At 37.1% G+C, this 23674-nt stretch carries 18 protein-coding genes and 1 pseudogene; 12 read left to right on the top strand and 7 right to left on the bottom strand.

Annotated elements, in window-relative coordinates:
• The 4 genes from Q360_RS0115655 to Q360_RS0115640 all read right to left on the bottom strand — a co-directional run.
• Positions 1-269: carboxypeptidase regulatory-like domain-containing protein (locus Q360_RS0115655; RefSeq protein ID WP_027077919.1), on the bottom strand; the 269-nt coding region annotated here is incomplete at its 3' end.
• 337 nt (positions 270-606) lie between these two features.
• Positions 607-2259 carry a serine hydrolase domain-containing protein gene (locus Q360_RS0115650; RefSeq protein ID WP_027077918.1) on the bottom strand — a complete coding sequence of 551 codons (1653 nt, stop codon included), beginning with the start codon at positions 2257-2259 and terminating at the stop codon, positions 607-609.
• A 487-nt stretch (positions 2260-2746) separates the two neighbouring features.
• Complete coding sequence (locus tag Q360_RS0115645; RefSeq protein ID WP_027077917.1) at positions 2747-3211, bottom strand: hypothetical protein; 465 nt, start codon at positions 3209-3211, stop codon at positions 2747-2749.
• Positions 3212-3225: 14 nt separating this feature from the next.
• Complete coding sequence (locus Q360_RS0115640; protein ID WP_027077916.1) at positions 3226-6024, bottom strand: bifunctional aconitate hydratase 2/2-methylisocitrate dehydratase; 2799 nt, start codon at positions 6022-6024, stop codon at positions 3226-3228.
• A 460-nt stretch (positions 6025-6484) separates the two neighbouring features.
• Here Q360_RS0115640 and Q360_RS23595 point away from each other — a divergent pair.
• Positions 6485-7458 (top strand): annotated as a pseudogene (locus Q360_RS23595) (IS110 family transposase).
• A gap of 130 nt (positions 7459-7588) precedes the next feature.
• Here Q360_RS23595 and Q360_RS0115625 read toward each other — a convergent pair.
• A complete protein-coding gene (locus Q360_RS0115625) occupies positions 7589-8092 on the bottom strand; it encodes a YybH family protein (RefSeq protein ID WP_027077913.1) in 504 nt (167 codons plus the stop codon).
• A gap of 351 nt (positions 8093-8443) precedes the next feature.
• The gene (locus Q360_RS0115620) at positions 8444-8860 is read right to left on the bottom strand and encodes a hypothetical protein (protein WP_027077912.1); all 417 of its coding nucleotides are present in this window, start codon (positions 8858-8860) and stop codon (positions 8444-8446) included.
• Between the two features lie 433 nt (positions 8861-9293).
• Here Q360_RS0115620 and Q360_RS23590 point away from each other — a divergent pair, with 433 nt between their 5' ends.
• The 7 genes from Q360_RS23590 (at position 9294) to Q360_RS0115585 (ending at position 17026) form a co-directional block, all read left to right on the top strand.
• Positions 9294-10514 (top strand): dipeptidase, encoded by a 1221-nt coding sequence (locus Q360_RS23590; RefSeq protein ID WP_156950137.1) that lies wholly within the window; start codon positions 9294-9296, stop codon positions 10512-10514.
• A gap of 67 nt (positions 10515-10581) precedes the next feature.
• On the top strand, positions 10582-11694 hold the full coding sequence (locus Q360_RS0115610) for an FG-GAP repeat domain-containing protein (protein ID WP_051554763.1): 1113 nt from the start codon (positions 10582-10584) through the stop codon (positions 11692-11694).
• A gap of 61 nt (positions 11695-11755) precedes the next feature.
• The gene (locus Q360_RS0115605) at positions 11756-13807 is read left to right on the top strand and encodes an amidohydrolase family protein (protein ID WP_084273476.1); all 2052 of its coding nucleotides are present in this window, start codon (positions 11756-11758) and stop codon (positions 13805-13807) included.
• Between the two features lie 9 nt (positions 13808-13816).
• Positions 13817-14293, top strand: a complete 477-nt coding sequence (locus Q360_RS23585) for a RidA family protein (protein ID WP_051554762.1) — start codon at positions 13817-13819, stop codon at positions 14291-14293.
• A 99-nt stretch (positions 14294-14392) separates the two neighbouring features.
• On the top strand, positions 14393-15844 hold the full coding sequence (locus Q360_RS0115595; protein WP_027077909.1) for an SLC13 family permease: 1452 nt from the start codon (positions 14393-14395) through the stop codon (positions 15842-15844).
• Positions 15845-16148: 304 nt separating this feature from the next.
• Positions 16149-16673, top strand: coding sequence for an alpha/beta hydrolase (locus tag Q360_RS24830; protein WP_027077908.1), 525 nt, complete (start codon positions 16149-16151; stop codon positions 16671-16673).
• Between the two features lie 50 nt (positions 16674-16723).
• The gene (locus Q360_RS0115585; RefSeq protein WP_027077907.1) at positions 16724-17026 is read left to right on the top strand and encodes a prolyl oligopeptidase family serine peptidase; all 303 of its coding nucleotides are present in this window, start codon (positions 16724-16726) and stop codon (positions 17024-17026) included.
• Positions 17027-17306: 280 nt separating this feature from the next.
• Here the strand turns inward: Q360_RS0115585 and Q360_RS24825 are convergent, their stop codons facing one another.
• Positions 17307-18140, bottom strand: coding sequence for a PIG-L deacetylase family protein (locus Q360_RS24825; RefSeq protein ID WP_051554761.1), 834 nt, complete (start codon positions 18138-18140; stop codon positions 17307-17309).
• A gap of 493 nt (positions 18141-18633) precedes the next feature.
• On the opposite strand from Q360_RS24825, the gene Q360_RS0115575 reads away from it, so the two are divergent.
• From Q360_RS0115575 to Q360_RS0115560, 4 genes are all read left to right on the top strand, one after another.
• Positions 18634-19476 (top strand): universal stress protein, encoded by an 843-nt coding sequence (locus Q360_RS0115575; protein ID WP_027077906.1) that lies wholly within the window; start codon positions 18634-18636, stop codon positions 19474-19476.
• Between the two features lie 162 nt (positions 19477-19638).
• Entirely contained in the window at positions 19639-20283 is a 645-nt protein-coding gene (locus Q360_RS0115570; protein WP_036196167.1) for a hypothetical protein, read from the top strand.
• 226 nt (positions 20284-20509) lie between these two features.
• Positions 20510-22165, top strand: coding sequence for a DUF885 domain-containing protein (locus Q360_RS0115565; RefSeq protein WP_084273475.1), 1656 nt, complete (start codon positions 20510-20512; stop codon positions 22163-22165).
• 18 nt (positions 22166-22183) lie between these two features.
• The gene (locus Q360_RS0115560; RefSeq protein ID WP_036196166.1) at positions 22184-23671 is read left to right on the top strand and encodes an APC family permease; all 1488 of its coding nucleotides are present in this window, start codon (positions 22184-22186) and stop codon (positions 23669-23671) included.
• Positions 23672-23674 lie beyond the last annotated feature (3 nt).

Raw genomic sequence — 23674 nt, 5'->3', positions numbered from 1 at the left:
CTCACTTCAATATCTGGAATTGTACTGGTTTCATAGCCAATGTAACTTACTCTAATAGCCTTTCTGCCTACGGGGACATCTGTTAATGTAAAATACCCGTCAAAGTCTGTAATTACACCTCTGGGTGTTTCAGATCCCAATAGTTCTACACTAGCTCCTACCAAGGGAAGTTCTGATTGTTTATCGAGAATTTTACCTTTTATAGTTCCATTCTGTCCATATATTATGGAGGTAAATAATGTGAAAATAATATAAATTGATTTCTTCATTGTAATTGATTTAATTTTTGTTTCTGCAAAGAAACATTGCTTTAAACCTCAAACTCGTTAACCTAAATCAATAAATTTGGTTAAATGATAAAATCAATAAAATTGTATGAAGTGAATAAGGAATACCCATTGAATATAGACTTGGGTTCTAGTGGTTTTTCCTTTTATCCACAAATATTAATGATTGGTTACTATATGTGGTAACTCCCTATGTCTATGAATATTTGCGTCTTTAAAACACTAAACTTGGCAAATAAAACACGAACCAAGATAGTCTGTTTGGCCTTTCGTAAGTATGCGATTTGCCAGCAATTAATTTTATACGGTTTAGCACCAGTTATTTTTCAAACTTCAAATTTTTAACTCTTCCTGAGTCTAATTCAAAACCTGAAATTAGTCCATCTTTTCTTTGAAATCTTACTAATCCTAGTTCCGTTGAAAATTGGTCTAAGTCCCTAATTATGGATTCAATAGTAGATTGTGTATTTTCAATTCTAACAATTAAAATTTCGTTTTCTATCTCAAAATTATAACTCACATCTAGCTCTTTACTATAATAACTTCCTACGTAATCTTTTAGGTTAATTCCCGAAGTATCAATCTCTTTTTTTCTTGCTGCGATTGTCTCACTATCACCTTGTAAAAGTTTAAGCGTTTGTGTAAAACCATCTTTTAGATTAGAAAATGAAAAACTTAAATTTTCATTTCCTGATATTTGGAAAGTATTCCCACTTACTTTTAAAATATTATAAGTTAATTTATCCCAAGTTTGAAGGACATTTAATGAGTCATTCTTGATAAATAATCGAGCAACAACACCTGGTTGTATTTCATAATCACCTATTAATTGACTTAGTTGAAATTCATCTTCTGTAACATCAAACTTTACTTTTTTATCTTTCTTATCAATGTTTTCAATTAGTTTGTCTTTCAGTAATATATCAGCAACTTGATTAGCCATTCTTGAAGGATTGGCATCACCTCTGTTGGCAAATATTGCAATGGATAGTTTTTGTTCTGGAAAGCGTAATATTTCCGCTCTAAAACCAACAAAAGATCCTCCGTGTCTAACAGTTTTTAATCCTTTGTATTTACTTATCATTAGACCAGAAGCATAGTCAATAACTTCTCCATTGTTTAATACACCTTGTTGTGTCATCACATTCCAAAACTCTCTACTTAAAACAGCTGACTCATAATAGGCGTCATCCCATTTCTTTATATCATTTATTGTAGTAAAGATTCCACCATCACCTATCATATCTAATGTAGTCATACTGATTTTATAGTTCTCGTTATTATCAGGAACGTATCCAGACGCTCTGTTTTTTACTATTTGCTTATGGTCATTATGAAAATGAGTATTATTCATAGCAAGAGGCTCAAATATTTCTTTCTTCGCAAATTCTGCCATATTCATTCCTGCTACCTTTTTTACGATTTGACCAAGAAGCCAATATCCAGAATTGCTGTATAAATATTCTTCACCAGGTGAAAAGTTTAAATCAGTTTGATTTATTAGCCATTTCATAACATTGTCATCTGTATAATAGTCATCACCTCCCAATCCTTTTAGAGAACTAATTTGCAAGTAATCTCTGATACCGCTAGTATGATTTAGTAAATGTCTAATTGTAATCATTTGTGCATAATCAGGAAAATCAGGGAATAGACTTTTCAAATTATCATCAAGACTTAGTTTGTCTTTTTCTGCAAGAAGCACAATAGATGCAGCCGTAAACTGTTTGGAAGTTGAACCGATTCTAAACACAGAAGTAGCAGAGTTCGGAATATCATATTCCATATTTGCCATTCCGTATCCCTTGGCATAAATTAGTTTTCCTTCTTTTATTATTCCTAACGCACATCCTGGGACATCTGTCTTATTCCATTCCGTGAAAATGCTGTCTATCGCTTGACTTTCTTTAATTTGTCCAAACGAATAAACTGTAAAATAAATAAGAAATAATAGTAGAAAATATTTTTTCATAGTTGTGTTTTTTTATTGGTGCTAATGGATGATGATATGTGCCGTCTGCGACGAAGGAGCATATGGTCATCATATCTAATGTTAGCTACTTCCCATTTTAGGAGGAAAAAAGGTGGATTTACCTAGACCAAATGAATTTCAGCTTTCAATACTATTTGATGATCTTAAATAGTGCGTACAAGAAAATTAGTTGTGACTCATGTAATTAAATGTAAATCAATCTGTTAAATAGTAAAAAGTGAACGAATTTCAAGTTGAATCTTTTCACTATTTTAAACTAAAAAAGATTATTAATTATTCTACACTTTTAGGACCATGTTTTACAAAGAATAATGACTATTTCCCTTAATTAGTAAAAAAAATCAACCACAATGTTTTTTTAAAATTGAAGTTATTTTACTAATAATCATTTAATAATTTTTATTTATTTTCTTATGGGTACTAAATAGTATGAATTCAAGCAAAGACATTTTTAGCTTTATTGTTTCTAACTAGCTTTATTGTTTCTAATTAGGTTTATTGCTTCGCGATATTGATCTATGGAGAAGTTAAATTCTAATCCTCGATAGTCCAAATCAAATGGAATAATTTTAGAGAAGTTTTTAAAATCATGCCATATAAACTTATCGTTATTCATAGATATTTTACACGTAAGACTATGGTCCCCGGGAATACCAGAACAGTTGTAATCGTATAGCGTATATCTATTGTCAGTGTATATATAATCACTTAAAGTTCTACATAAAAAATGATTTTGATTATGAAAAGCAATAAAGAAAGATATTCCTTCATAACAACTAGTTTTTATGTTTATTCCCCTGTTGACAAATTGTGGTAATTCAATTTGCTCTATTTTTTTCTTAAGGTCAATGCCGTTTATATATATGGATGTAGTCATATAGTCTTCAAGTTCAGACTTAATACTTCCAAACGCTATAACATCTGTCTGCATAATTTTGAATGCTTTTAAAATGTGAGTAAGTGACCTGGTTTTGAAGTCATTTTATTGATTGGGGGTGCAAATTGAGTCAATGTGATACCTTTTACGGCTGCTTTATACTCTTCAATAGTTGGTGTTCTTCCTAAAATAGCAGAAAGTACAACGACTGGTGTGGAAGCTAATAAAGACTCTCCTTTTTTACGATCCGTATCTTTTACAACACGACCTTGAAATAAACGAGTTGAAGTTGCCATTACGGTATCTCCATTTTCCGCTTTTTCTTGGTTCCCCATACAAAGGTTACAACCAGGACGCTCCAAATATAAAATATTATCATACTCTAAACGAGCTATAGGTTTAGGTTTATTATCGTCAAATTCAAATCCAGAATACTTTTGAAGCATTTCCCAATCTCCTTCTTCTTTTAACTCATCAATAATATTGTAGGTAGGAGCTGTAAGTACTAATGGTGCTTTAAATACAACTTCACCATTAAGTTCTTCAAGGTTTTTAAGCATTTTAGAAACAATTTTAATATCTCCTTTATGAACCATACAAGATCCTACAAAACCTAAATCTATGTGTTTTTTACCTTCATAGAACGATAATTCTCTAATTGTATCGTGAGTGTAACGCTTAGAAACATCTTCATTATGTACATCTGGATCTGCAATCATTGGCTCGTCTATGATATCTAAATCTACTTCAAATTCAGCGTGATATTTTGCATTATCATCAGGTGTTAATGGCGGTTTTTCTCCAGTTTCTATTTCTTTAATTCGCTTATTAGCCAAGTCTATTAAACCTTGTAATACTTGTGGCTCATTATCCATTTCCTTATCAATCATAATTTGGATACGACTTTTCGCTATTTCCAATGACTGAATTAAAGTTTCTGGTTCTGAAATACAAATAGATGCTTTCGCTTTCATTTCCGCAGTCCAATCTGTAAATGTAAATGCTTGATCAGCAAGAAGTGTACCTATGTGTACTTCAATAATTCTACTTTGAAAAACGTTTTCTCCACCAAATTTCTTTAACATCTGTGATTGTGTAGCGTGTACAACATCACGGAAATCCATATGAGGTTTCATTTCTCCTTTAAAAGTCACTTTAACAGATTCTGGAATGGGCATAGAAGCCTCTCCTGTTGCTAATGCTAATGCAACGGTACCTGAATCGGCACCAAAAGCGACTCCTTTAGACATTCTTGTATGTGAATCTCCTCCAATAATAATTGCCCAATCATCAACAGTAAGGTCATTTAAAACCTTATGTATAACATCGGTCATTGGTTTGTATTTATGATCTGGATGACGTGCGGTAATTAAACCGAAGTCGTTCATAAACTTCATCAAACGTGGAATATTTTCTTTCGATTTATCATCCCAAACAGAAGCTGTATGACATCCAGATTGGTAACCCCCATCAACGATAGGGGAAATTACTTTAGCTGCCATCATCTCTAATTCTTGAGAAGTCATTAAACCAGTAGTATCTTGCGACCCTACAATATTTACCTCAACACGAACATAAGAACCAGCGTGTAAAGTAGCACCTGAAGTTCCTACAGCATTCTTGTTAAATATTTTTTCAACTGCAGTTAATCCTTGTCCTTTATGAGAAATCTCTTGAGAAGGAGCAAAAACTTTAAGAACTGGCACTCCTAATGTGTTTGCAGCAAATGTTTGTAATTTCTTACCGAATACAATAGCGTAAGAACCTCCAGCTTTCATAAACTCCATTTTTTGAGGAGTATACGCAGAAGAAATGTCCATTAATTCCTTATCGCCGTTGTATAATTTTTTCTCTTTAGTATTTATTGTTAAAACAGTACCTGTATCAACAGAGTATAATTGTTTCAATATAGCATCACCATCTTCATCAACGATTAGTTTACCGTCTGCATCATAGGTTTTAATCCAGTTTTTAAGATCTAAACCAATACCACCAGTTACACCAACTGTCGTTAAGAATATTGGAGATATACCATTTGTACCAGCAATAACTGGTGCAATATTTATAAAAGGCACATATTTACTAGCTTTTTTGCCAATCCATAAAGCAACGTTATTTACACCTGACATTCTTGAAGAACCAACTCCCATTGTTCCTTTTTCAGCCAGTAACATCACACGCTTATCAGGGTGTTGTGCTTGCAGAGCTAAAAGTGCTTTTTGTTGTTCTTTATTATGCTCAAACATACATTGTCCGTGTAATTCTCTATCGGAACGAGAGTGTGCATCACCACCTGGAGAAAGTAAATCTGTAGAAATATCCCCAATACCGGCAACAAATGTGACAATTTTCACTTCCTCTTCTAATTCAGGTAATTTTGTAAAAAACTCTGCTTCAGCGTAACTCTTTAATAAGTCAGTAGCAAGATCAGATCCGTTTTCATGGGCTACTTTGATACGCTCCATATCTGCTTCATATAAGAAAACTTGAGTTTTCATTACTTCAGCAGCTTTTTTAGCGATACTTTCGTCGCTACCTAAGGCAAGGTCTAATAACACATCGATAGATGGGCCACCTTTCATGTGTGACAATTGCTCAAAAGCGAATTCTGGTGAAATTTCTTTTACAGTTTCAAGTCCTAGAATAATATATTTTAAGTAATCTGCTTTTCCACGAGCTGCATTAGTAGTACCTGGTAATACATTGTATATAAAGAAATCTAATGATTCCGCTCTATGCTCATTATTTCCATCCTTAATTTGATCAATAAGAACTTTTAACAACTCTGCGCTATCAACTGGTTTTGGATGAAGACCTTGACCTTTTCTTTTTTCAATTTCTTCTAGGTATTCACTATATCTACTCATAATTTTTCTCTATAGTTCAAAATTAAAAAAAAACTTCTGTTATAATAATCTCATATGTGCCTTTTTTTTAAAAATAACTTGTGTTCAAGTTTGATTAATGAGAATCGACCTTTTTTCCCAGTCAGATGGATGTTGTAACTAACGTTTTTTGCAAATGGTTTGTTGCGTATTTGGCCAACTAATTTAGCTAATAAAAACCGACTAGAAAATCTGAAAGGATTTTCGTAAGTAGGCGAGAAGCAATAAATTATACACGTCTTAAGTTTGATTCCCTAACTTTTAGGATATACATCAGAAAGAACAAAAGAGAGCATTAAGGGTATTATATACGGTGAAGCACTAGACTTCGACAACATGGATAATTGGCTCTCTTTTACAACTTAAACCATGTTCAGTTCTGTGATACTTTAGATCTCGTTTTCAATTTGTTGTGAGCAGAAGTAGCTGGTTCTTTCATACAATAGCTCTTAAGAATAAATATAACGAAACTTTCGGAGTCGACATCAGTAAAGATGTCTTTGATGTACATGGTACTACCGTAGGATACGACCAGTATAAAAATGATGAATCCGGGTTTCGGAAGTTCCTTAAAGCGTTACCGGATACTTCATTGGTTGTTATGGAAGCTACGGGGTATTACCATTATCGTCTTGCACAGTTTCTTTACAAAAATGGGATTACGGTACCGGTTGTGAAACCCTTATCCGTAGAGCGTTTTATACAAATAGAAGTTGGCCAAGGTGAAAACGGGTAAGAGCGATGCCAAGGCCATTTGTGAATACGCCATAATAAACGAAGTAGCTCTTTATACTGCGCTTACTGAAGTTCAGCGTGAATATTTGCAGCTTTTTAGAGTACTTGATAGTTACTTAAAGAAACGAACGGCAACCAAGAACAAGAGGCATGGCGAGGAGGTGCTAGGGTTACCATCGAAATTTGTGTATCGCTCTTTAAAACGTAATCGATAGCAGCTGGATAAAGGGCATTGAAGAGAAGCTTCTTTCTTTGGTAAAACAAGACCAGCAACACCTGCTGACGGTACTAACTAGTATCCCTGGTATCGGAATCAGAACCGTTCTTTTTTTGATTGTTTGCACTGATGGTTTTAAGAAGTTCGAAACGGCATCTCAACTATGCAGTTATGTTGGTATTACCCCAACGATACGGGAATCCGGCAGTCGTGTTCGAGGCCGTAGTAGAATTAGCAAGATTGGTAATAGAAAGCTGAGGAATCTACTATTCTTATGTTCGTTCAATACCTGCAAACACAACAAGGCCTGTAAAGGGGTATATGAGCGAATCGTGAACAAGGGCGAGAGCAAGAAACTTGCCTTGATAGCCGTATCGAACAAACTGCTCAAACAACGTTTTGCTATTGCCAAATCAGGCAGGCCTTACGATGAAACCTACGTTTCTGTACTGTATGTGAAGTAGTTGAAAAAGCATCAATAAAAAAGCTCAAAGAATTATTAAAGTGAATCTGTTGGACTAAAGTACTAGTGTCTTGAATTAATGAAGAAAAGAGTTGTTTTTTACCTCAGTTCTTTGCTGTGCGTTCGTATTTTTATTCGGTTGGCATTGGTTCGTTACTACTCCACATACCATAAATAGCCATCCACGTTCCTTCCTTATTAAGCTCAAGTATTTCTGTATATTTCCCAACTTCAACTATGGTATCATTTTTCGCTCCGTGAAACCGCATTGTAAACGTTCCAATTTCGTATCCTGAATTACCTACACTTTTAGCATCAATCGTTTTCACGGTTGCATCAATAATTCCAGCATCAATAGCCCCTTGCCAATATGCTTGAATGTTGGCGCGTCCAGTAACAATCGGTTCATTTGGCGGAAGTATAGAAGCATTCTCGTCATAAACAATGGCAGCAGCCACAGCATCTTTTGCTGTTAATGCTTTTGCAAAATCTCGGTTCATTTGTCCGAGCTCTTCTATAGTGGCAGCTTTGGAAATTTCTTCTTTTTCAGGTTTTATATTTTCTTGTTTACAGCCCCATGTCGTTGCTAAAACAACTGTGATAATAAGTGTAAAAATTTTAGATGCAGTTTTCATTTTGATTAGGTTATTGTAATTGCCTACTCTGGTTGGTTTTCGGCTATCCCATTTTTTTTTCAGTTAATTTGTCATTTTAGGGTGTGTTCGTTAAGGCAGATAGTTTATCGTACCTAATGATGCACAACGTTTAGTATAAGAAAAGTAGGGCGATAGAAAGCGATAAACTTTCAGGTTTACTCTGAGCCACATTTTTATATTTTGTGTTTAACTTATTCATATTAAAAGCCAAATTAAAAATTTGGCGGTGTTTCTAAATAGCACTGAATTTTCGTAAACCACAGAATGCCTAATTTGCTATATACAGTGTTACATGCTGGCTTTTCATTTGTTTTTTTAAGTCCCTTTTCATCATCTATTGAATTGATTTGAATAAGATTTATATTCTACAATAATAATAAATCCAATTGCTACTAATTCAAGTGTAAAATACATCCATCCCAATTCAGTAAGTCTTTCAGAGTACTTAATTATCAGCCCGAGGGAAATCAATGAATAGATGACATTGCCAACTATTAATATTCTTAAAAAAGGTTTCCAGTTTGATTTGATAAGACGGTGACAACTAATTGAATAAATAAAGAAGCAAAAGGCAATTCCAGATAATAGCTTTAGAACTTTTTTTGGCATTCCAAAATATTGTTCCAATTGTGCTAAAATTCCGAATAATAAAAATGTGGTTAGCAATGCACCGAAAGCGTCAATCAGAAAAACCCGATTGGGATTGATTATAAGTTTATTTAGAAAATTCTGTTTTCCATTTTCCATATTTTCTACTCAAGTTTTTCAGCTTGCCGATAACAATTGTGTATAAGTACTTATACACGTCGGTAGTAAGGAATATAGTAACAAGGTACTATATTCCTATTTTAAAAGTACTTTAAAATGGTCTAAGGATTTTATTATTTATTTGAAACTCCTGTACTATCATCAAAAAAAGCATAACGCTTTACAAAATCCGCTTTCTGAACAGCCCTTATATACCCATCCCAAACACTGCTATAACCGATACTCAAAATTTAAATCGGAACTAGGTAATTCCTTTGCTAGCTTAAAACTTACAGAAATAAGGAACACATGATGCGCTTTAAACTATTAACACCACAGGTATATTTTGAGAAAGTAGCTTCGGTACTTAGTTAAAGGCAAAAAACTAAAGAAAAAGCTAGGCACAAAAGAAGAAAAATACGCTAAAAAAAATTTGACAGAAGTAATTCTCACAGAATTCCTTACTTTCAGGGCTCTTTATAACTTAACCCCTATCGCTTTGGAAAAGAATCGTAGAAACCTGGCAAAATTACTATCCTTAGGAGTTCTTTTCCCAAGCCAAGCGGCGTATTCACTATCCGCTATTTTAGAAACCTTACCATCTGAGTTAGATGCTAATTTAAAAAACCCATTGGCTTTAGGCATGAAACAGAAAGATATTGATACCCTGTATAAAGAGGCGGTAGTTATTGATGGTTTAACCATCTCAAGAGGTTGGAACGAAGCCTCTTTTAAGGCCTTAGAAAAATCAGGATATACAGGTTTTTGCACTTCATTAGCATCAGGAAATCTAGAAAACGCAATGGAAGCCTTGGCGGACTGGAGGAATCGAATAGACGAAAATTCCGATAGATTAATCTATGCAACTAGTGCCGATGATTTTCTTAACGCAAAGAAAGAAAATAAAACCGCCATTCTCTTAGGGTTTCAAAATGCGACGATGATTGAAAAATCTATCGCTAATATTGATACGCTTTATAATGCCGGAACACGTTGGATTCAATTGACTTATAACCATCGAAATTTATTGGGTGACGGATGCACGGAGCGCACCAACGCAGGCTTATCTGATTTTGGTATTGAAGCGGTGGCGCGTATGAACGAATTAGGAATCATGATAGACCTATCACACAGTGGCCGCCGAACCACTGATGATGGAATTAAATTCAGTACTTCCGGAGCCTGTTTCAATCATTCCATGTGCGAAGCGCTCTACAAAAACCATCCGCGCTCCAAAACTGATGCGCAAATTAAAGCGATGGCCAACAAAGGAGGTATCATGGGTATTATTTGTTTGGGGTATATGATAGGTTCTGATCCTGGCGGCAAAACAACATTAGAAACTTATGTAGACCATATAGACCATGCCGTTAAGATTGGTGGTATAGACCATGTAGCCCTGGCATCGGATTTTGCTATCCAAGGATTAGAGGCTACTGGGGCCACAAGAGAAAATTGGTATGTACCCCGTTTAACCCGATTCAAATCTTCTTATGAGGTACGTTGGCCGCCATGGATTCCAGAATTAGAAAGCCCAGAACGGTATCTAAGCGTTGCTAAGGTTTTAGATAAAAGAGGGTATAGCTCGGGGGATATTGAAAAAATAATAGGACAGAACTGGTTGCGATTTTTTCGAGAAACCTTAAAATCCTAAAACGAGTATTAAACGTTATGAGGATACAAACAACCAACACTTGCTATTAGTAACGCAAATACAATCCATGAAACGAACACTGTTTTTTCTCTTTTTCCTCTCTTTATGCACCGCCAACAGTCAGACCTTGGAATTCTCTACGAATGGTAGATTAATTTTGGGTACGTATAAAGAACGTACCGCCTCTATAGGACTTGGCGATATAGATAGTGATGGGGATATAGACGTGCTTGTTGCCAACGGAAGGCATTGGCCAGGCCAGAATCGTATTTTTCTTAATAACGGCAGAGGAATCTTTACAGTTTCTACAGTTTTGGGCGATGAACAAGAAACCAGCTATGCTACAGAGCTGGCTGATTTTGATAATGATGGTGATCTTGATATTGCTGTTGGAAACGATATGGCGCCCAATTATATTTTTATGAATGATGGGAAAGGCAACTTTACTAAAGCTACAAGCTTTGGGAAACCATACGACCATACAAGAAACATCATAACAGCCGATCTTGATGCTGATGGAGATATCGACATTCTCATTACAAACAGAGGAAGTGAAAATGAAATATGCCTAAATGATGGTGCTGGAAGATTTTCTACAACGATAGGTTTCGGCAATAAAGAAGATTCGACCATCGACGTTGAAGTTGCAGATATGGATGCAGATGGTGACTACGATCTAGTTTTAGCGAATAGGGATGACCAACCCAACTATGTATACTTAAATGAGGGAAATCTAAAGTTTACAAAAAAAATACCCTACGGCACAGGTACCGATATTACGAGATCTGTTGCCATTGCAGATATAGATAAAGACGGCTATTTAGATATTGTTACTGCCAATATTGGAGAACCAAATGTTATTTATTTTGGTAGCAAACAGCAACGTTATGAGCGGAAAGTAACGTTTGATTCCAGCAATGACAAATCGTATTCCATTAGTATTGGCGATTTGGATAGGGATAATGATACCGATATCGTCATAGGAAACTATGGAGCCCCCAACACCGTTTTTGTCAATACTGAAAACGGAAATAGTTGGAAAAAGACAGCCTTAAGTGATAAAAAATTCAATACCTATGATATTATGATTCAGGATTTAAATGGAGATGAAAAACCAGACATTATCGAAAGTAATTCGGATGAGCAAAACGTGTACTACTTTAATAAACACAAGCCCTAGTTTCATTAAAAAATTAAATAATACCATACGTATCCAAACCAAGCGAAAAAATTGAGAATACATGAAAACTGATTTAATACTGACCTATAGAACTAGTACGCTATTTACAATTGTAATGTTCCTGCTATTAATGACATCCTGTTCTTCCGAATCGTCTCGATGGGACGACATCAATGAAGAAGGCGCTTTTTTGGTATTCAGAAGGCAATCGCAGATTGGGGAAGAAACCTATAGCATTACATCCACTAAAGATTCCATTACCGTAACATCGCTACAAGGCGAAAATGAAAGGGGACGTATTACAGGCGTACTATCTGAACTTCACCTCACAAAAGAGTTAGTACCCATGTACTATAACAATAGAAGAATAGCTGCCGATACTACTAACATTTTTAAAATGGAACGTTCACCTGCTGGTACGGTCTCCATTTGGGAAGAAAATTTTGAGGTCGTAACTACGGAAACTCCCCCAGTCTTTTTTCCGTTGCACAGCAATATTCCTGCTGCTATGGAAATGATGCTTTACCATTATTATTTTAAAAATGGCGAAGTAACTATCCCTACCCTACCCAGAGGAGAAGTGACCATCACCCATAAAGGCAAGGATACAATAACCATTAAGGGAGAACAAATACCGTTAGACCGTTACGTAACAGAAGGCATCAACTGGGGCGGTAGAACCGTTTGGTTAGACGAATCACAGCAGCTGATAGCCTTGGTGAAGGCCAATACCCAGATTAGAGAAATGATTAGAAAAGGATATGAAGAAGCCTTACCCGTTTTTATAGCAGGTAATGTTGTAGAACAAATGGCTGCCCTTTCAAAATACACTACAGATTTAAAAGGAGAACAAACTAAGGTTAAAGCTTTAGTAGGAGGAGATATTATAGATGGCTTAAGTGAGCATACACAAAAAAATATGACCCTGATTGTTGAAAATGGACGTATTAAAGCAATTGGAAAAAGCGCAGTAGTAGCAATTCCTGAAAATGCTGAAGTTATTGATGTAACAGGTAAAACATTAATACCCGGACTTTGGGATATGCACGCCCATTCCAATCAAGTACAATGGGCGCCAGCCTATTTGGCAGGAGGCGTAACTACGATTCGGGATAATGGGAATGAACTTGAATTTGCAACTTCTTTTAGAGATGCAATAGCTAAAAATGGAGCTTTAGGCCCCGATATTCTTTTGGCAGGAATGACCGATGGTGCTGGTATAAAAGGCAACGGGGCTATTAGAGCCAGAAGCATTGAAGAGGCTAAAGAAGTAGTGGAATTATACCATAAAAATGGATACAAACAAATAAAAATCTACACCTCAGTACAACCAGAGATGGTTAGGATACTTGCTGAAGAAGCACACAAAAAAGGGATGACCGTTACGGGGCATGTACCCAAAGCTGTGGGCAATGCTATACCAGCGATTGAAAGCGGTATGGATATGTTAAGCCACAGGTCTCTAATCTTATCGGTACTTTTTCCTGAAAAGAACACAACCGAATTAGGAAGATACTATTTAGCCGAGCATGAGGTGAGTGCTGAAAGAATGAAAAAAGCAACAAACTTTTTACTAAAACATAAAACCGTACTAGATCCAACCATTGCGTTAAATGTTGTGGGAGCGCTTCTTAAAGGAGATTCGTTAGAGACGATAGAGCCAGCTGCTGATAGAATTGCCTATGAGTTATTTGAAGGAAAACGATTTAGAAATGGCGTTAGTGCCAAACGCTCAGCGCTAATTAAACAGGATAATAGCAGAGGGATGCAAATTCTTGGTGATTTTTTCAGAGCAGGCATACCCATTGTAGCAGGAACAGATAATGTAGTGCCTGTATTTAGTCTTTATTTAGAAATGGAAACCTACCATGATTTAGGTAACTTAACTCCCTTGGAGGCTATTAAAACAGCAACTAGTGTTCCTGCAAAGGCAATGGGAATGTACACTGAAACAGGAAGTTTAGAAGTTGGTAAAGAAGCTGATATTGCTATCTTAGAGAAAAATCCGTTGGAGGATATTACGAATATAAGAACGGTATCCTCAGTGATGACCAATGGAAACTATTACACAAGCGAACCGCTATGGAAAGCGGCTGATTTTAAACCAAATTGATTTTTAAAAATGAGTACCGAAAATTACGACCCAGAAGCAAGACTAAAAGAACTGAATATTGAACTTCCAAAAGCACCCAACCCAGTTGCAAATTATGTAAATGGTGTGCAAACTGGCAATCTTATTTTCTTAGCAGGAAAAGGCCCCAGATATGCAAACGGTGTTGAAATAACCGGCAAATTGGGTGTGGATATCTCTATTGAAAAAGGCTATGAAGGTGCTCGGTTAACAGCCATCAACCAAATAGCTGTATTAAAAGAAATGTTGGGCGATTTAAAGAAAGTGAAACGTATTGTGAAAGTGCTAGCGCTGGTCAATTGCCATCCCGATTTTATAGAGCAACCAAAGGTTATGAATGGTTTTTCTGATTTGATGGTGGCCGTTTTTGGCGATAGAGGAATTCACGCTAGAGCGGCTATTGGAGTAGCCTCTTTACCTAGAGCACAAGCCGTTGAAGTAGAGTGTATTGTGGAGGTTTATGATTAAAATCGCTAAAGAAGCATAAATAATTAGATCCCTGTTCTCCAAAATTTGACCTTATTATACCCGTATATTTTGAGACGATAATTATATTTTTAGTACCCTATGAGAATTTCAAAACAAGTTATTGGTCGCATTCTTGGACCTCTTTCCTTTTTTTATATCTTATTTTTTTTCCATCCTGAAGGACTTAGCGATTCGGCCAATGCCGTTTTAGCTTCTGTTGCTTGGGTTGCTATTTGGTGGATTACGGAAGCAATTCCTATTTACGTTACGGCATTATTACCCTTAGTTCTTTTCCCCTTGTCAGGTGGATTAGATTTAACGACTACCGCATTATCCTATGGTCACAAATACATATTTTTATATATGGGCGGATTCGTTTTAGCTATTGCCATTGAAAAATGGAACCTGCACAAAAGAATCGCCTTATCGATCATAAATATTATCGGAACCAACGTTATCAATATCATTCTTGGTTTTATGCTTGCCACGGCATTTTTATCCATGTGGATTTCCAATACTGCTGCAACGGTCATCATTCTGCCCATAGCGATGGCCATCGTATCTCAGTTAAACGATAATCCAGATACCCTAGTAAACGAAAATAAAATATTCGGCAAAGCCTTAATGCTCTCCATCGCCTATAGCGCTTCGATTGGAGGGATATCAACATTGATAGGAACACCTACCAACTTAGTTTTAGCAGGCGTGGTAGAAACCACTTTTGGGAAAGAGATCACCTTTACGGAGTGGTTTGTTTTGGGGTTCCCTATCTCCGTGTTATTACTATTTATATGCTGGTATTATTTAACGCGTTTTGCTTTTGATTTTAACCAAAAGGAATTCCCAGGCGGTCGTAAAGAGATTGCAACACAGCTTAAAGCTTTGGGTAAAATGAGCTTTGAGGAAAAAATAGTTTTAGTGGTCTTTGCAGGGACCGCTTTTGCATGGATTTCGCGCTCCTTTTTGCTGCAAAAATTAGTTCCCGCCATGGATGATACCATCATTGCTATGATTTCCGTAGTCATCCTATTTTTATTGCCAACCGGTCAAAAAAATCAAAAATTAATTTTATGGGAAGATGCTGTAAAATTACCTTGGGGCATTTTAATCTTATTCGGTGGAGGTTTAACGTTAGCGCTTGGGTTTGACTCCAGTGGATTGGCGCTTTGGATAGGAAGTAAATTAACAGCACTAGAAACATTACCTTTTATTTTGTTATTACTTATTCTGATCACCCTAGTAAATTTCTTGACCGAGATTACGTCTAACATCGCAACAACTGCAATATTACTACCAGTTTTAGTGTCCTTAGCACCAGTCCTTGGTGTTCACCCTTATTATTTAATGATTGGTGCCACATTAGCTGCCTCATGCGCCTTTATGTTACCGGTAGCAACGCCACCAAATGCAGTTGTTTTTGGGGCTGGCTATTTAGAGATGGATGACATGGTTAAAAAAGGATTTTGGCTAAACATAATTTCTATACTAATTTTAACAGCGGCAGTTTATTTGGTTCTTCCTTTGTTGTGGGATTTGAATGAACCAATCTAAGTTGCGCAATGCTAAATGTAACGACGTTTAGTAAGTACTGTTGCACGCCCTCAATACTACTTCAAAAATTCTTACCCTTAACAAAAGCTGTTTTTTGTAAAGCGCTACTATTTCTGCTTGTAGTAATTTTTCAGAAATGGAATTTGTGTAAAATATAACCCTAACCACTTCCCAGTGCCTCCTATATAAGTGTGATTGGTTAATGTATTGTAAATTTCATGAAACGATTGTTAATAAACTGGACGAATACGTACTACATTAAATTTATTTGACATGGTAACACCAACAAAAGTTGCTACCCCTATTGGTTATATTTGGTTTATTCCTTGAAAAGGCCATAACTGCGCAAGCCCCAATCGAATTACCACTTTGGCCTAATGGCATTCCCAATAACCCCGTGAAATACGAAAAAGAAAAAATACGAACGGAACCCGTATTAAAAAGTCCCTTATCTCAAAAGAGTGCTATTATACGTCAAGTTTATGAACCAACATATACGCTTTATACGCTTGATAAAGACACGGCGAACGGAGTTGCCATTGTCCTTTGTCCTGGGGGTGGTTTTAAAGAATTATGGATTGATAGAGCGGGAACGGATTTCGCCATCTGGCTTGCTAGCAAAGGTTTCACCGCAATGGTATTAACGTATTATAGTAATACCCCAGGATTCACGCTTGAGAGAGATGTGTTCAATGGAGAAGTGTATGCCGATGCAAAACAGGCTATCCATATGCTAAGAATTAGAGCGCATGAATTCGGGATAGATAAAAACAAAGTGGGAAGTAGTGGTTTCTCCTCTGGGGTGCCTTATCGCTTTTTGCTGCTTTAGAAACCTTTAATGAACTGCTCCCCTCCTATGCCCAGTATGAGGAAAATACAGTGCCAGATTTTGCTGGATTTATATATGGTTCTGTATGGGATGTATTTTTTGAAAAGATTGATTCCAATACAGAAATCCCTCCCATGTTTTTAGTCAATGGAGGAGAAGACACCGGAACTCCCCCTGCTAAATGTATTACATTGTATAGTGCTTTGTTAGAGAAGAACGTACCCACAGAATTGCACATCTACGCCAAAGGAGAACATAGTTTCGATTCTGGAATTAAAAGAGGCGTTAGTGTAGCAACTTGGCGCGACAGCTTTGTGCATTGGTTAACTGATATAAAAATAGTGGCTTACTAAACTTTTAAACCCTTGATATCATATCTACTGCGGTTGCCTTTACATTTTGTTCCTAAGCGCCTGTACTTATCAGCTACTCATGGCACTATTTTTTAAAAGGTGGCGGCAAAGGTTTTTCTTATCCGAAGGAACCTCAACATTCCAGACCCCTCGTTATAGAACAAGCTTTAACGGTAATCAATCACAACAAAGAGTATCCTTTACTCCTGGTCAGCAAAAACAACCGTCGCCTCATTACAAATCACCGATTAGGTATGACCCTAATCGAACCTGTAAAGACTCATTCAAAAACAGAGTTTGAATCTTTTGTTGGACCCTCAAATTTTCTTAAGTAAACGAACATACCGTTACTTGTTTTGCCTTTTTCATAATCTTCCTGAGTAATATCTGGATTCATTTGGCTGTAATGACATTGAATTGAAGTATACGATTTGTTAAGGTCTTCTTGGGTATATGAAATTTTAGTTCTTAAATACCTACTAGATTGTCCTCTTAATATTTTAGTTTCAGCAGTGTCGATATTGTCAGAGGGGGTGCCGTAAAAAAATAAGGCCATTGGCTTATCCCAATCTTTACTTAAAAAAACCTGCGTTACAGAGGCACCTACTAGCCTATGATCCATGTGCGTCGTACCTCCATCTGGTCCCCATGTAATTAGAACATCAGGTTGGACCTTTTCTATGATGCCGTAAAGTTCCTTTATCATCGCCCAAGCCTGTGGCATGTGTCCATCATAGCCTTCACCCGCCTTTAATTGATCATGATAGTCTAAGTGGGTTAGCACTACTCCCAGTTTTTCGGCAGCACATTTCATTTCTTCTTTTCTGGTAGCCACAAGGGATTCCCCAGCTTCGTGATCATGATAGTCGTTCGTACCATACCTACCGTCGGTAACGATTACCAGATGCACTTGGGCACCCTCTCTAACATATTTGGCCAATATTGGTGCTACTGTACTTTCGTCATCAGGGTGCGCAAATACAGCTAAAATAACCTTGCCTTCATGGGGTTTCTGACTCCATATTTCGGTCGTTTGAAAAAGCGATATAAACGACACGGCATATAGAAATATAGTGTGAATATCTGTCCGATACGGATAGTTGAAAATTTTCATACTTGTTTTCTTTAAATTTAATAGCGCTGTGATAGTGCACGACTTACTTTTTAGTTCTTCTTTAAAGATAGCAAATGAACCCCTTAACTAAAAAAATAGTACCCAAAGGCGGACGAATTTAAAAATAAACACGGTAGACAAGGAATTCTGGTTTCCCGTAAACAAATGAAAATATAATTAATTTCAGCTGATATCGCGATTATTCAACGACTTCCCATTTTTAAAGAGTAGCATCGTAAGCACTTCTCTAATTTGATATTTATGGGTTACCCCAACTAGTCCTTTACCGCTATTAAGTTAGGTGCTAAAATTTCACATAGCCCAAACCATTGGGGGAAAATGGACCAGAATGGGAGTTTCAGAGTTCCTTTTTAAACTAACATATTTTAAACCTGCATATTTCAAAACCCTCATATTAAAACCTAACCAATGTCATGGTTTTTTGTACTGTAGTGCGATAGCTTTGAATATTCAATCTATAAAATTCTTTATTATGCTACGTATACTCCTTCCTACCGATTTTTCAGAAAATGCTTATGAGGCTATTCAATATGCGCTCCAAACATTCAAGGATATAAAATCTACGTTTTATCTGCTACATACCTATATGCCGCCAGTATATCATGCGGAATATTTGGTAGGTAGCCCAGGCCTCATTGGCCTTGGAGATGTTATACGGGAAGCCGCCGTAGAAAATCTAGACAAACTAAAGGCCAGAATAGAAAAAGAACATCCAAACAACAACCATACTTTTAACTCCCTTGCCTGCCAAAATACGCTTACCAATGAGATCTCTAGAATGGTGCCAGAGGAAGAAATAAATCTAATCCTCTTGGGTACCAAAGGGGCAACGGGAGCCAAGGAAATACTATTCGGCACAAACACCGTAGATATTATTAAGAGGGCTAAGTGTCCCGTGATTGCAGTTCCGCCTAATTTTGAGTACGAGGTCCCCAATGAAATTTTGTTCCCAACCGATTACGAAGTTGATTTTAAAACAGTACCGCTTAAGGTACTACTGAAGGTTGCTAGACAACATGTTTCAAGTATTGAGGTGCTGCACGTCTCCAATGGCTATGACCTCACTAAACAACAGCTAAAAAACCAAGCGAAATTAGACGAGGAACTAAAAGGCATTGCCCATCTTTTCCATAACCCCCACAATCAAGAAATCATTAATGCTATCAATGACTTTCAACTAAAACATAAAATGAACCTGTTGGTTATGGTGCAGAACAAACACACTTTTGTGGAACGCCTTTTTATTGAACCCGTCATTAAAAAAATAGGATTTCATATTACCATTCCGTTTATGGTACTGCCAGATTTGAAATAATACTTGCGATACCTTGTATTTTCAAATGAACCTAGTATTTCCCGATTCCCTAGGTATACACTAACTAACGGACTTTAAAAATCACGTTCTAGCAGAATCAACAGTTAGTACTTAACAACGGAACAAACGCTAGAAAATAGCTAGGCTATCTATAAAAGTAAAATGATAAAAAAATTTATACTACTTCTTATTTTTACCAGTAGCCTATGGAGTTGTTCTTCTACGAAACTTGTAAGCAATTGGAAAAATCCAGATATCGTATTGTTCCACGCCTATAAGGTTCTAATCGTTGGCGTGACGGAGAATGACAGTATACGCGAAGATTTTGAGAGTAAAGTACAAGCCGAGTTCCAAAAGCGAAATGTGGAAGCCGTACGAAGTGTCGACGTTTTTGATGTTGACTTTACAAGCTCCCAACAATCAGAAGCGCAACTTACGGAAGTGGAACAGCAGTTGTTGAATAAGGATTTTGATGCCATACTGTTTACAAAAATCATAGGGTCGGAAGACAAAAAAACGCTTCGTACCCGAATTTCTGATGTAGACCACTACCTATATACCTTTCAGGATGATTATATAAGCCATCAAGCTATTTATTACGAGGACAGCTATTATGACAACTATACCGTGTTTCATACAGAAACAGCCTTGTATTGTATTTGTGTTGGGAAGGAGCGCGAAACCATTTGGAGGGCGGGCTTTAATATCACCGACCTACAAAATTTTAAAAAAACCACCACCGAGTATATAAAACTTATGATACTAGCTATGGAAGAGCAGGACTTGATTTTTTATACTACGGATTAGGCACATTTTGAGTAATGTCTCCCATTGCTTAATCCATCACTTTTATAGTGTCGGAACGTAAATTCTTTTTTTGTTTTCAAACGAGGAATAATTGTGAAATTTAGCCGCTAGCACTCCACCAAATCGTATTGATTAAAACCTAAATCAGCCTAAAAGGGGCTTCTTTTCAAATTTAGTCTTTCAAAAAAGTTATGAATAAACTATCTTTTGGAAAAATATAAGCATAATGAGCCACCAGCCCATATTAAAACATTTTCTTTTTTTCTCCTTGTTGATAAGCTTCGCCACAACGACCTATGGACAGTCTGTTAGTACCGATGACTCCTACACCCAACTAGAGGCCCTCTTCCAAGAATGGCGCTCCTTTGAAAACCCACCACTTTACAATAGCGCTCCCGATTACCGCGCAGCAACTTTTACTGTCAGAAATGCGGAATTCAGTGTCATAAAAAAGCAACTTAATGCCATGGCCATTGGCCAATGGCCAGTTGCAAAACAAATAGATTGGCATATTGCAAGGGCAGAGATGAACGGTTATGATTTTAATCAAAGAATCCTGAAACCTTGGGAGCGTGATCCTGCTTTTTACAAGACCATTTGGACCTCCCGTAGTGACGTCCCTGCTCACGAAGGACCAACACACCACGCTGTTTTAGAGGTCTGGCAGTATGATTTCCCGCTTTCTAAAGAAAAACGTACACAGTTTTTAGCAGAGCTTATGGTCATTCCATCTTTAAACGCACAAGCTAAAATCAATTTAACGGGTAACGCAAAAGACCTTTGGATTACAGGTATACGAGATATTAAAACCCAAATATCCGATTTAGAAAATCTAAAGAACAAATCAGGCATTGGAAAGGACAGGCAAGCACTGAACGCCATAAATAAAGCTATTTTAGCCACAGAAGACCTCGTTAACTGGCTAGAGGAGCAGGCACCCACAAAAACAGGCCCTTCAGGTATTGGAAAGGACAATTATACCTGGTATCAGCAGAACGTACACCTCGTTCCAATGACTTGGGAAGATGAAGTACTACTACTTAAACGAGAGTTAACACGTGCTTGGACAGGGCTTAAATTAGAGGAACATCGCAACAGAAATTTACCTCCATTGACTGATGCGGCTACGCCAGAAGCTTATACCGTACTAAATAAAAAAGCAGCAAATAGTTTATTGGACTTTTTGGAGGAAGAGGACATCGTAACAGTAAAGGATTATTTTGACCCTGCACTAAAGGCGCATTATGGTGAATTCGTCCCCAAAGAGCAGCGGAATTTTTTTTGGATTACTGCTCATTATGACCCAAGGCCACTATTCTCTCACTTTTACCATTGGTTTGAACTGGCCCGTATGGATAATGAACCACATGAAAGCAGTATCCGGAAAGACGCTTTGTTATATAATATTTTCGATTCCCGAAACGAAGGGATAGCTACAGCAGTAGAAGAACTATTTATGCAAGCTGGACTTTATGATGACAGCCCAAGAGTTCGTGAAATTGTTTACATCATGATTGCCCAACGTGCCGCTCGCGGTCTAGGCTCCCTGTATGCCCATGCAAATGAAATGACCATGGAGGAAGCGGGTAAAATTCATTCTGACTATACACCAAGAGGATGGATGAAGACCGAAAAAGAACTCCTGATTTTTGAGCAACATCTCTACTTAAGACAACCGGGCTATGGAACCAGTTACATTACTGGAAAATATTTAGTAGAACAGGCCTTGGCGGAATACGCCCGAAAATTGGAAAAAGAAGGAACCGAGTTTGAATTAAAATCCTTTTTCGATAGACTTAATAGCATTGGGAATATTCCTATCAGTTTAGGGCAATGGGAACTCACAGGAGCTAAAGAGCATTTAAGTACTATTTTAGATTAAAGGTATCTATTGTCAAGAATGAACTTGAATAAAACGCCAAAACTTTCTAGACAATTAGGGCTCGTTGCCTTAACCGCTACAGGTGTCTGTTCTATGTTGGGTGCTTCCATAAACGTAGTGCCGTTTATGATTCAAAAAAACGTTCCTGGCATTGGTCCTTACGTCTTGTATGCCTTCGCTTTTGCAGCTATACCGGCTATTTTTGCAGCGCTTGCCTATAGCATTCTAGCCTCGTCCATGCCAAGAGCTGGGGGTAGCTATATCTACGCCAGTAGAGGGCTTCACCCCTACCTAGGTTTTGTAGCCAGTTTTTCACAATGGTTTGGTCTATCCATTGTCATTGGGGTTATTGCATATGTCACTATTCCTTTTATCCGTGATATTTTTTTTGAACTAGGGTGGATTCAACTATCACAAACCTTGGAACAAGGATGGATGAGAATTTCTCTCGCACTTCTACTCATATGGAGTTTTGTAGGTGTCAATATTAGAGGAAGCAAATCATACGCCATCACCTTACTACCTATGATGTTCCTCATGTTTTTGTTAGGAGGAATTGTTATCGTATCAGGTTTCTATTTCTCTACTTCGGATTTTGTAACTGCCTTAGAGGCTCGTGAAAATCGTAGTTTTTTTCCAATGGATACTGCTGTCTTCGACTGGCGTATTTTTCTATCGGCGGCAGCCTTATTATTTTCAAGTTTTATAGGTTTTGATTCTATTGCCCAAGCCGGGGGCGAAGCTAAAAACCCGACCAAAACCCTACCGAAAGCCATATTATTATCTATTGCATCTGTTGGTCTTTTCTACTTTCTTTTCGCATCGGCTGTGTACCACACTGTTCCTTGGAGTTTTGTGGCAGAAGAAGCTTTCAAAAAAGATATTTCCGCCCCTGGCCTTCTTAGCTATGTGCTGCCTTCTGGCCTTGGGATAGCTATTTTACTAGGTGCTACAATAGCATTGATCAATGACTTACCTGCCATGCTACTTTCCGTTTCCCGACTCATGTTCGCGTGGGCAAAAGATGGTATTTTTCCAAATTTTATCACTACTATTCATAAAAAATATCACACCCCTAATATCGCTTTAATCTTAGCTGGAGGTATGGCAAGTGCCGGCGTATTTGGCTCTCATTTCGCAGGAGATTTTTTCTTAGGAATAGATATTATGGTAACGTCTATGATGGTTAATTTTCTATTGATGTGCATCACCCTAATTACGCTTCCAAGAGTAAATAGGGAGTTAGCAGATACTATTAAAATATTTAAAAATAGAATGCTACAACTCGCTATTGGTTGGATGGGCTCAGTTTCCCTCTTACTTTTTTTAGCGGTACACACGTATAAAGATTTTACCTCTAAGGTAAAAGAGTGGTACTTCCATTCCACTCCTATCTGGCTCATCGTTATGGGAATGGCGAGCTTACTGTTTTTTATAAAATGGAAACAGATGAAGAGGAAAGGCATAAACCCAGTCCGTATTTTTAAAGTACTCCCAGAAGAATAAGAC

Origin of the sequence: Maribacter antarcticus DSM 21422 (assembly GCF_000621125.1) — a bacterium.
Taxonomy (GTDB): domain Bacteria; phylum Bacteroidota; class Bacteroidia; order Flavobacteriales; family Flavobacteriaceae; genus Maribacter; species Maribacter antarcticus.
Note: the sequence above shows the minus strand (reverse complement) of the source record. Positions and strands in the feature narration are given on the sequence as shown.

Coding starts and splice junctions, on each gene's coding strand:
- Q360_RS0115650 (WP_027077918.1), bottom strand. CDS start 2,259: ATGAAAAAATATTTTCTACTATTATTTCTTATTTATTTTACAGTTTAT.
- Q360_RS0115645 (WP_027077917.1), bottom strand. CDS start 3,211: ATGCAGACAGATGTTATAGCGTTTGGAAGTATTAAGTCTGAACTTGAA.
- Q360_RS0115640 (WP_027077916.1), bottom strand. CDS start 6,024: ATGAGTAGATATAGTGAATACCTAGAAGAAATTGAAAAAAGAAAAGGT.
- Q360_RS0115625 (WP_027077913.1), bottom strand. CDS start 8,092: ATGAAAACTGCATCTAAAATTTTTACACTTATTATCACAGTTGTTTTA.
- Q360_RS0115620 (WP_027077912.1), bottom strand. CDS start 8,860: ATGGAAAATGGAAAACAGAATTTTCTAAATAAACTTATAATCAATCCC.
- Q360_RS0115610 (WP_051554763.1), top strand. CDS start 10,582: ATGAAACGAACACTGTTTTTTCTCTTTTTCCTCTCTTTATGCACCGCC.
- Q360_RS0115605 (WP_084273476.1), top strand. CDS start 11,756: ATGAAAACTGATTTAATACTGACCTATAGAACTAGTACGCTATTTACA.
- Q360_RS23585 (WP_051554762.1), top strand. CDS start 13,817: ATGAGTACCGAAAATTACGACCCAGAAGCAAGACTAAAAGAACTGAAT.
- Q360_RS0115595 (WP_027077909.1), top strand. CDS start 14,393: ATGAGAATTTCAAAACAAGTTATTGGTCGCATTCTTGGACCTCTTTCC.
- Q360_RS24825 (WP_051554761.1), bottom strand. CDS start 18,140: ATGAAAATTTTCAACTATCCGTATCGGACAGATATTCACACTATATTT.
- Q360_RS0115575 (WP_027077906.1), top strand. CDS start 18,634: ATGCTACGTATACTCCTTCCTACCGATTTTTCAGAAAATGCTTATGAG.
- Q360_RS0115570 (WP_036196167.1), top strand. CDS start 19,639: ATGATAAAAAAATTTATACTACTTCTTATTTTTACCAGTAGCCTATGG.
- Q360_RS0115565 (WP_084273475.1), top strand. CDS start 20,510: ATGAGCCACCAGCCCATATTAAAACATTTTCTTTTTTTCTCCTTGTTG.
- Q360_RS0115560 (WP_036196166.1), top strand. CDS start 22,184: ATGAACTTGAATAAAACGCCAAAACTTTCTAGACAATTAGGGCTCGTT.